This is a genomic window from Nonomuraea sp. NPDC001684 (assembly GCF_053596515.1).
On sequence record NZ_JBSFGJ010000466.1, the window covers coordinates 1 to 7,042 of the forward strand.

General features: G+C 71.8%; 7 protein-coding genes. 3 read left to right on the forward strand and 4 right to left on the reverse strand.

Annotation, left to right across the window (positions count from 1 at the left end):
• Positions 1-91: 91 nt before the first annotated feature.
• The gene (locus ACWCSD_RS43960) at positions 92-745 is read right to left on the reverse strand and encodes a ferritin-like fold-containing protein (RefSeq protein WP_357974257.1); all 654 of its coding nucleotides are present in this window, start codon (positions 743-745) and stop codon (positions 92-94) included.
• Between the two features lie 350 nt (positions 746-1,095).
• Between ACWCSD_RS43960 and ACWCSD_RS43965 the strand changes: the two genes are divergently transcribed.
• From ACWCSD_RS43965 to ACWCSD_RS43975, 3 genes are all read left to right on the forward strand, one after another.
• On the forward strand, positions 1,096-2,940 hold the full coding sequence (locus tag ACWCSD_RS43965; protein WP_397161155.1) for a DEAD/DEAH box helicase: 1,845 nt from the start codon (positions 1,096-1,098) through the stop codon (positions 2,938-2,940).
• Positions 2,941-3,252: 312 nt separating this feature from the next.
• A complete protein-coding gene (locus tag ACWCSD_RS43970; protein WP_358294368.1) occupies positions 3,253-4,143 on the forward strand; it encodes an alpha/beta fold hydrolase in 891 nt (296 codons plus the stop codon).
• 13 nt (positions 4,144-4,156) lie between these two features.
• Entirely contained in the window at positions 4,157-5,062 is a 906-nt protein-coding gene (locus ACWCSD_RS43975) for an oxygenase MpaB family protein (RefSeq protein WP_449924185.1), read from the forward strand.
• A gap of 15 nt (positions 5,063-5,077) precedes the next feature.
• Here the strand turns inward: ACWCSD_RS43975 and ACWCSD_RS43980 are convergent, their stop codons facing one another.
• The 3 genes from ACWCSD_RS43980 to ACWCSD_RS43990 all read right to left on the reverse strand — a co-directional run.
• Entirely contained in the window at positions 5,078-6,001 is a 924-nt protein-coding gene (locus ACWCSD_RS43980; protein ID WP_449924188.1) for a RecB family exonuclease, read from the reverse strand.
• Entirely contained in the window at positions 6,002-6,721 is a 720-nt protein-coding gene (locus ACWCSD_RS43985) for an MBL fold metallo-hydrolase (RefSeq protein ID WP_352352854.1), read from the reverse strand.
• An 11-nt stretch (positions 6,722-6,732) separates the two neighbouring features.
• The coding region (locus ACWCSD_RS43990; protein ID WP_449924191.1) for a MarC family protein at positions 6,733-7,042 on the reverse strand (310 nt) is incomplete at its 5' end.

Consider the following 7,042-nt stretch of genomic DNA (forward strand, 5'->3'; position numbering starts at 1 on the left):
CGGTGAGAAGGGTGTTGAGGTCGTTCGTCACACATCGATCCTCGACACCCTTCGTCGTGCCTGCACTCCGAACGACTTAGGACTTACTCGTCTAGATGCCGAGGGTGGCCATTCGCTTGTTGTGCGCCTCCGTCAGCGTCGCGAAGAGGCGTGAGATGTCAGGCGTCTCGCCCCCCGCCGCCCTGGCCGACTCCACCAGCAGCAACGCCAGCTCCGGCCGCGCCGTCGCCACCTGCTGCCCCTGGCTGAGCGCCTCGCCGACGAGCCGCCGGGCCCACAGCGCCAGCCGCCCGCCCGCCGTCGGGTCGGCCTCGATCCCGGCCCTGACCCGCTCGACGGCGAACTGCGAGCGCGCCTCGTCCACCAGCACCTCGTCCACCAGCTTGACGATCGACGGCTCCAGGTGCCGGGCCGCCTCCCGGTAGAAGTCGAGCGCGATCCCGTCGCCCACGTACGTCTTGACCAGGGCCTGCAGCCAGTCGGCCGGCCGCGTCTGGGCGTGCCAGGCGTCGAGGGCCGCCACGAACGGCGCCATCGCCTCCTCCGGATCGGCCCCCAGCTCGGCCAGGCGGTCGCGCAGCAGGCGGAAGTGGGCGTACTCGGCCACGGCCAGCTCGCTGAGCGCGGCGCGGTCGGCGAGCGAGGGCGCCAGGGTGGCGGCGTCCTCGGTCATCCGGGCGTAGGCGCTGAGCTCGGCGTAAGCTAGAACCCCGAGCAGGTCGACGACTCCAGGAGACTCGTTCATGGAGGCAGCGTACTTCCCGAAATATGCGGGAACATAAGCGAGCTCGGCCAGCGTTGTGGTATCGAGTACACTGCTCTGTGAAAGTGCGACCGCACTGTGTTAGTTCGGGGGATTCCCCCGATAACCCCCGATTCCCCGGGTGCGCGGTCGCTGATGACGCGAGAGGGCTGGCTCTACCGCGAGGACCCACGTAACGGGGGCTGTTTTCCGCCCGTCGGTCCCGGCAGGCCCGCCTTCATTTGAGACTGAGGCAGGCCACGCTGACGACTTTCCGAGACCTCGGAGTCACACCAGAGATCGCCGATGCCCTCGAGACCGAGGGTATCGTCACACCGTTCCCCATCCAGGAGATGGCGCTCCCGCTCGCCCTGAGCGGCCAGGACCTCATCGGCCAGGCGCGCACGGGCACGGGCAAGACCTACGCGTTCGGCATCGCGATGCTCCAGAGCATCGGCAAGCCGCGCAAGAACCGCAAGAAGCCCCGCGGGCTGGTCGTCGTGCCGACCCGCGAGCTGGCCGTCCAGGTCAGTGAAGACCTGGTCACCGCGGCCGGCAAGCTCGGCTCCCGAGTCCTGACCGTCTACGGCGGCCGGGCCTACGAGCCGCAGATCGAGGCGCTCAAGGCCGGGGTCGACGTCATCGTCGGCACCCCGGGCCGTCTGCTCGACCTGGTCAAGCAGAAGCACCTCGACCTGAGCCAGGTCACCTCCCTCGTGCTCGACGAGGCCGACCGGATGATGGACCTGGGCTTCCTGCCCGACATCGAGCGGATCTTCAAGCTGATCCCCGCGGAGCGGCAGACGATGTTGTTCTCGGCCACCATGCCGGGCGAGATCGTCTCGCTGTCCCGCAAATACCTCAACCGTCCCACCCACGTACGCGCGGAGATGGAGAGCGGCGAGGGCGAGACCACCCCGCAGGTGCGTCAGATCGTCTGGCGCGCCCACCGGATGGACAAGATCGAGATCGTCGCCCGGCTGCTCCAGGCCGAGGGCCGCGGGCTCACCATGGTCTTCTGCGAGACCAAGCGGGCCTGCGACATGGTCGCCGAACAGCTCGACACGCGTGGTTTCGCGGTCGCGGCCGTCCACGGCGACCTCGGTCAGGGCCAGCGCGAGCAGGCTCTGCGGGCCTTCCGGGCGGGCAAGATCGACGTGCTGGTCGCCACCGACGTGGCGGCCCGCGGCATCGACATCGACGACGTCACCCACGTGGTCAACTACGACTGCCCCTCGGACGACAAGACGTACGTGCACCGCATCGGCCGTACCGGCCGGGCCGGGCGCACGGGCATCTCGGTCACCTTCGTGGAGTGGGAGGAGCTGACCCGCTGGAAGATGATCAACCAGATGCTCGGGCTCGACTTCGCCGAGCCGGAGGAGACCTACTCCACCTCGCCGCACGTCTACACCGAGCTGAACATCCCCGCCGGCACCAAGGGCGTCCTGCCGCACGCGAGCCGTTCGCGCGCCGGGCTGGCCGCGGAGCGCATCGAGGATCTCGGTGAGACCGGCCGGAGCCGCACCCGCGGCGGCAAGGGCCGGCGCGAGGAGCGCGAAGAGCGCGAGCGCCCGGCCCGCGCCCAGCGCCAGCGTCGCCGCACCCGCGGCGGCAGGGAACTGGCCGAAACCGCACCCGCCGAGACGCCGGAGGTCGAGATCGTGGCCGCCAAGACGGAGGAGACTCCCGCCATCTTCACGCCCGACGAGGTCCAGACGGCGGCCGCCGAGCCGAAGCGCACGCGCGTCCGCAGCAGGGGGGCCGCGTCGTCGGCCATCGAGCAGGCGCTGGCCGAGGCACCGGAGACCCCGGTGAAGCGGACCCGCTCCCGCAAGGCCGACCAGCCCCAGGCCGCCGACCCGCGGCCGCGCGAGGAGGCCGCCGAGGCGCCCGCGCGGAACCGTGCGGCCGAGGCCGCTCCCGTGGAGCCGGTCCGGAGCCGGGCGGCCGAGGTCGCGCCCGAGCCGGTCGTGGAGTCCGTGCCGGAGCCGAGCTTCCTGGCCACGCCTCCGCCGCCGGTCCGCAAGGAGCCGGAGCGGATCATCCCGCCGAGCCCGTTCGCGGTGATCTTCCAGTCACCCGACCTGGCCACGGACGACGATGACATCGCGCCGTCGGCGGCGACCGAGCGCAAGCAGCAGCGCCGCCAGGCCCGTGGCGGTGGCGGTGGCGGCAACCGCCGCCGCGCAGGCTAGCGACGACGAGAAGGAGGCGCGCATCCCGTTCGCGGGATGCGCGCCTTTTTCGTCCGTACGGCACCGGCGCCGAGAGGGAGCCGTACGGGCCCCTCACGGCCTCGCGGACGCACCGCCCGACATATGCGCCCTCCAGGCATCGCAGGACCCCAGAGGCCCCCTCAGAGCCCGCCACGCCCCACTGGGGACGAGGACGTCGCCCACCCGCCTCCGGAGCGTGAAAGCCGCAAAGCTCACAACTCACCACAACTCGCATCAGCGTCGAAGCTTTGCCGGTGTCGAGGCGCTGACCTCTGGGTATTGTTGCCCCACGTGAGTACGCCGCGATTCCTCGACCTGCCACCCGGTGTGACGCCGCAGAAGCTCGAAACGCCCCATGGCGCGTTCGCGGCTCTGGAGGCGCTTCCGGTCAGCGGGGTGGTCGAGCGCTGGCCCGCCCTCCTGGTCCCCGGCCTGACCGGCAGCAAGGAGGACTTCATCGCGGTCCTGATGACCCTGGCCCAGTCCGGTCGCCGGGTGGTGGCCGTCGACCTGCGCGGCCAGTACGAGACCCCGGGCCCCGACGACCCCGCCGCCTACACCTGCGCCGCCCTCGGGGCGGACGTCGACCTGATGGCCCAGGCCATCGGCGGCGGCGACCCCGTCCACCTGGTGGGCCACTCCTTCGGCGGCCTGGTCGGCCGGGAGGCCGTGATCGACGGGCGCACCCGGTTCGCCTCGTTCACGCTGATGAGCTCGGGCCCGGCGGCCATCGAGGGCAGGCGGGCGCGCAACGGCCGGGAGATCATGGAGGAGATCCCGGCCCTGGGGCTCGAACACCTCTGGCACCACCGGATGGAGCCCGAGGCGCTGGCCGCCGACGTCTCCGACGAGATCCTGGCGTTCCTGCGCAGGCGGCTGCTGACCAACTCCCCCACCGGCCTGGCCCGGATGGCCGAGCAGGTCCTGCACGCCCACGACCGCACCGACGAGCTGCGCGAGATCGAGATCCCCACCCTGGTCCTCTACGGCGAGCACGACGACGGCTGGTCGCCCGAGACCCAGTCGGAGACGGCCGCCCGGCTCGGCGCCGACTGCGTGGTCGTGCCCGGCGCGGTCCACTCCCCCGCCGTCGAGGCGCCGGAGACGACGGCCGCCGCGCTGGTCAGGTTCTGGAACGCGGCCGAGAAGCACTATTTGGACACAAGGTCCAACGCCATGTAATCATTCACTTACTATGACGGACGAACTCGTCGTCCAGGCGCCGCGGAGCGCGACCTGGCAGGTGCATCTCGACCGTTCGATGTGGGTGGGCGGCGTACGCGGCCTCATGTTGCAGGCGCTGCACCCGCTGGCCATGCTCGGCGTCTGGCAGAACTCCACCTTCCAGGACGACCCCTTCGGCCGCCTGCGCCGCACCGCCGACTTCGTGGGCCGGGTGACGTTCGGCAGCCCGGCCGAGGCCGACGAGATCGGCAGGCGGGTGCGCGGCATCCACAAGGCGCTGCGCATCACCGATCCGCGCACCGGCCGCACGCACCGGGTGGACGACCCGGAGCTGCTGCTGTGGGTCCACTGCGCGGAGGTGTCGTCCTACCTGGAGGTGGCCAGGCGCGGCGGGCTCCGGCTGAACGAGCGGCAGGCCGACCGCTACCTGCGCGAGCAGCGCATGAGCGCCTCCTACGTCGGGCTGCACCCCGAGGACGTGCCGGGCTCGTGCGCCGAGATGGACGCCTACTTCAAGCAGGCCCGGCCCGCCCTGCGGGTGACCGAGGAGGCGGCGGCGACCGTGCGGTTCCTGCTGTGGCCCCGGCTGCCGCGCGAGCTGCGCATGTTGTCGCCGGGCAAACCGGCCTACTTCCCCTTCGGCGCGCTCTGCTACTACACGCTCCCGGAGTGGGCCCGCCGCATGTACGGCGTGCTGCCCGAGGTGCCCCCGGCGACGGTCACCGCGGCGCTGAGGGCGTTCCGGCTGGGCATGAACGCGCTGCCGGAGCCGGTGCACGACCGGGCGTTCATGCCCTCGACGCGGACGATGCTGGCGGGCGCGCGGGCCCGCCTCGGCGCGGCCGGCTACGACGTCAGCAAGGGGCTGAAGGGCCTGACCGACCCCCGTCGCTGGCCGGCGACACGGGCCGCCTGACCGCTTCGCCGGGGATCAGTCGGCCAGGCCGTCCCAGGGGTTGCGGTCGGAGCCGGCGGCCTGGCCCTCCGGGCAGTGGCGGCGGAAGTCGCACCACGAGCAGAGCGGGCCGGGGCTGGCGGCGAACACCGTGTCGAGCTCGGCGGGAACCTGGGCCGGGCCGACGACGGGACGCTCGCCCGCCCCACGACCCGCCGCCTGGGCCGGGCGCTTGGTCGAGGTCGGGGCGCCCATCACGGCGCGGTAGCGCTCGTCGGCGGCGGCGGCCTCGACGGCGATCTCCTCGGCGCGGCGCAGGTGCCGGCCCAGCGACTCGTCGGTGTGGCGCCACTCGACGATCTCGCCGGTGGGCAGGTGGTGCAGCTCGACCGCCCGGCACGGCGTGCGCATCATCGTGGAGGCCGCGATGGCGTACGTGGCCAGCGCGAGGGACGAGCGGGCGTCGTCCTGGGTCAGCGGGCGGCGGCCGGTCTTGTAGTCGACCACGACCAGTTCGTCGCCGCGCCGGTCGAGCCGGTCGATGCGACCGGACAGCGCGACCACCTTGGTACGCGTGGCGACCGTGCGCTCGACGCCGACCGGATCGTCCGCGGGATCTAAGGTCGTGACATATCCGGACACGAGGTCGCGGGCCCGGCCCAGCCACTCGGCCGACTGCTCGGCGTCCCTGAACCCCTCGGTGATCCACCCGTTCGTGAGCAGGACGGCGGCCGTCAGCGGCGTGCGCCGCTCGTACGGCTCACGCCACCACGCCGCCAGCGCGTTGTGCACGCTGGCCCCGACGCTGTTGTGCGCCCAGGCGGGCCCCTTGGAGGGCTGCGGCCGGTCCAGGTAGGTGAACCGGTAGCGGCGGCGGCAGTCGAGCCAGGTGTTCAACCGCGACGGCGTGCACGCGTAGAGCCGCCGCGGCATCCCGTCCAGCGGAAGCTGGTCGTACACCTACTCGTCGCCGGGGCCGAGCTTGATGCCGGAGACCCTGGTGCCGTCGGTCAGCGGGCCCTCGTCGTCGCGGGCGGCGGCCGGGTCGCGGGTCAGCGAGCCCGACACCCAGTCGTCGAAGTGCGGCTCCAGGTCGCCGACGGTGACCTCGTCACCGTGGTTGGCCAGCACCCGCGTGTCGGCCGGCAGGGTGAACAGCCGGCCGCCGATCGAGGTGAGCTGGTCGGCCAGCGCCGGGTACTCGCCGCCGAGCTTGCCCGGCCCGTCGGCCTGCAGGGCCTTGCCGGTGAAGACGGCGCCCAGCGCCTCGCAGTAGAGCGAGATCCCGCCGGGCGTGACGCCGGGCGTCTCCATGACGTCGAGCTGGACGTCGGCGACGCCGAAGACGCCGTCGTCCTCCATGTCGATGTCGGGCCAGGTCTCCCGCCAGGTCTCCCGCCACAGCGGCTTGTCCTTGGGGTGCAGGGCGACGACCGCCTCGTCTCTGCTGGCCACCTCGATGGCCGCGCCGACGTGGTCGGGCAGGCCCGCGGTGCAGATGACGGCCAGCACCTCACGCTCGCCGACCTGCTCAAGGATCTTCTCGGCGTCACGCGCCGCGTCGATGACGATGACTTCGTCGTCGTCACCGATGATCCAGGTGTTGTTCTCGACCTTGTGCTCGGTGCCGTCGATGTCGACGACGCCCTCGGTCACCACTCGCTCGATACGCGCTGTCACGCTTCCGAACTTTAGCCCGTCTGCATGAGAGCGCGAATCGCGTTGATGATGAGTTGCACGGCGAGCGCCGAGAGCAGCAGGCCGGCGATCCTGGTGACCAGCTCCACGCCGTTCTCCTTGATGACGCGGATGATGCTGACCGAGAAGCGCATGAACAGCCACAGCAGGATGTGCACGGCCGCGATGGCCAGCATCAGCGCGGCCAGCCCGTCGGCGCGTCCCTCGGCCTGCTGGGCGAAGACGATGGTCGCCACGATCGCGCCGGGCCCGGCCAGCAGCGGCGTGCCGAGCGGCACCAGGGCGACGTTGACGTTCGAGCGC

Excerpts from the sequence above, each read along its gene's own strand:
- ACWCSD_RS43975 (WP_449924185.1), top strand. The coding sequence starts at position 4,157 with ATGACGGACGAACTCGTCGTCCAGGCGCCGCGGAGCGCGACCTGGCAG.
- ACWCSD_RS43965 (WP_397161155.1), top strand. The coding sequence starts at position 1,096 with ATGGCGCTCCCGCTCGCCCTGAGCGGCCAGGACCTCATCGGCCAGGCG.
- ACWCSD_RS43960 (WP_357974257.1), bottom strand. The coding sequence starts at position 745 with ATGAACGAGTCTCCTGGAGTCGTCGACCTGCTCGGGGTTCTAGCTTAC.